The 2286-nt window shown below is 61.2% G+C and carries 3 protein-coding genes; 2 read left to right on the top strand and 1 reads right to left on the bottom strand.

Annotated features, from left to right (window positions below; genetic code table 11):
• Positions 1-747 (top strand): polysaccharide deacetylase family protein (locus tag ACYVDE_RS20610; protein WP_460503416.1); only part of this gene is annotated, 747 nt, incomplete at its 5' end.
• A gap of 85 nt (positions 748-832) precedes the next feature.
• Here the strand turns inward: ACYVDE_RS20610 and ACYVDE_RS20605 are convergent.
• Positions 833-1285, bottom strand: coding sequence for a peroxiredoxin (locus ACYVDE_RS20605; RefSeq protein ID WP_460503415.1), 453 nt, complete (start codon positions 1283-1285; stop codon positions 833-835).
• A 96-nt stretch (positions 1286-1381) separates the two neighbouring features.
• Here ACYVDE_RS20605 and ACYVDE_RS20600 point away from each other — a divergent pair, with 96 nt between their 5' ends.
• Positions 1382-2080 (top strand): glycosyltransferase family 2 protein, encoded by a 699-nt coding sequence (locus ACYVDE_RS20600; RefSeq protein WP_460503414.1) that lies wholly within the window; start codon positions 1382-1384, stop codon positions 2078-2080.
• Positions 2081-2286 lie beyond the last annotated feature (206 nt).

Here is a 2286-nt window from a genome sequence, read left to right as displayed (position 1 = left end):
GCCACGCCCGCCCCCGACCCCAAAACCATTCCGGCCAGCGCCGCCGGCAACGCGGCCGCCATTCTGGCCCGCCCGCAGGTACCCATCCTGTGCTACCACCAGATTCGGGACTGGACGGCCCGCGACTCGAAGGGCGCCAAGGACTATATCGTGCCCATCGCGCAGTTCAAGGCCCAGATTAAGATGCTGGCCGACAGCGGATACCACACCATCTCGCCCGACCAGCTCTACGCCTACATGACTACCGGCGCCAAGCTGCCGAGCAAGCCCATCATGCTCACCTTTGATGATACTGACCTCGACCAGTTCACCATTGCCCGGCCCACGCTGGAGCAGTACGGCTACAAAGCCATGTACTTCGTGATGACCGTGAGCCTGGGCCGCCCGCACTACATGACTAAGGCCATGGTGAAGCAGCTTTCCGACGAGGGCAACGTCATCGGCTCGCACACCTGGGACCACCACAACGTGAAGAAATACCAGGGTAAGGATTGGGAAACCCAAATCGACAAGCCCACCAAAACGCTGGAGGAAATCACGGGCAAGAAAATCGTGTACTTCGCTTACCCCTTCGGCCTCTGGAACCCGCAGGCCTTCCCCGAGCTGAAAAAGCGCGGCTTCGTGGCCGCCTTCTCGCTGGCCGAAAAGCGCGACCAGAACGACCCGCTTTTCACCATCCGCCGCATCATTGCCAGCGGCTACTGGAGCCCGAAAACGCTGCGCAACAACATTGTGCAGTCGTTTTAGTGAACTCGGCATCGTCCAAAAAGAAACCCGGCCGCATAGTGACCGGGTTTCTTTTTGGACGATGCCGAGTTCACCAAGCCCTAGCCTACTTTAGCCCTTTCAGTACCTCCTTGGCGTTGCTCACGTGGTCGGTGGCGCCACTCAAGGAATTGAAGATGTGCTGAATAATGCCTTCTTTGTCAATCACAAATGTGACGCGGCCGGGCAGCAGGCCCAGCAGGGCGCGGGGCACCTCGTAGAGCTTGCGCACCTTGCCGTCGGTATCGGCCAGCAGTTCGAAGGGCAGGCGATGCTTTTGCGTGAACTTCTGGTGCGACTGCTCGCTGTCGGAACTGATGCCGACGACTTCGGCCCCAAGGTCTTTAAAATCTTCGTACTGGTCGCGGAATGAGCAGGCCTCGGCGGTGCAGCCGGGCGTATCGTCTTTGGGGTAGAAATACAGCACAACGTGCCGGCCGCGTTGGTCGGCCAGGCGAAACGACTGGCCGGAAGTGGTACGAAGCGTGAAATCGGGGGCGGGCTGACCTACCTGGAGCATCGGGGTTTGAATAATTTGAGGCCGCAAAGTACGGCCGGCGTAAGGCTTTGCGATTGGAGGCGTCATCTTTGTGCTCCTATTAGCTCACTTGCCTTCATGTCGCAGCCCCGCATCAGCGTTATCATTCCGGCCCACAACGAAGCGGGAGCTATTGCACTGGTTTTATCTGAAATCCCGAAAGGCCTTGTCCATGAAGTCATTGTGGTCGACAATAACTCGACCGACGACACCGGGGCCATTGCCCGCGCCAACGGCGCCACCGTGCTGCATGAGCCGCGGCCGGGCTACGGCTACGCCTGCCTGGCTGGCATGGCCCACGCTTTTGGGGGCAATAAATCCGAATGGCCCGACCTCGTCGTATTTCTCGACGGCGACCATTCCGACTTCCCCGAACAAATGCCCGAACTCCTGGCCCCGCTGCTGCGCGGCGAAGCCGACCTCGTGATTGGCTCTCGGGCGCTGGGCGAGCGCGAAAAAGGCGCGCTGCTGCCCCAGCACCGCTTCGGCCACTGGCTGGCGGCTTTCCTGCTCAACCTGCGCTACGGCGGCCAGGTCACCGACCTGGGCCCCTTCCGGGCCGTGACGACGCCGGCCCTTCTGGCCATCGGCATGGAAGACAAAACCTACGGCTGGACGGTGGAAATGCAGGTAAAGGCTGCCCGCCTGGGCCTGCGCACCGTAGAGGTGCCCGTGCGCTACCGCAAGCGCATCGGCACGAGCAAGGTATCGGGCACGGTGCGCGGCACCATCGGGGCCGGCTACAAAATTCTCTGGACCATTTTTAAATACTGGTAGGCCGGGCTCGCGGGCCGGGCTGCCGCTGCTGTTTTCGCTTTGTTGCACCCCTACGTTTCTGATTTCCGATGGTAGTGCTGCCCGTTGTGCTGGTAGCGCTCTACGGCCTGTGCCTGCTGTTTATTCTGGGTTTTAGCGCGGGCCAATGGCAGCTCACGCGGCTGGCGCAGCGGGCCTACGGGCGCGGGTTGCCGGCCACGCCAGAC

It is taken from the genome of Hymenobacter agri, from assembly GCF_054778495.1.
Note: the sequence above shows the minus strand (reverse complement) of the source record. Positions and strands in the feature narration are given on the sequence as shown.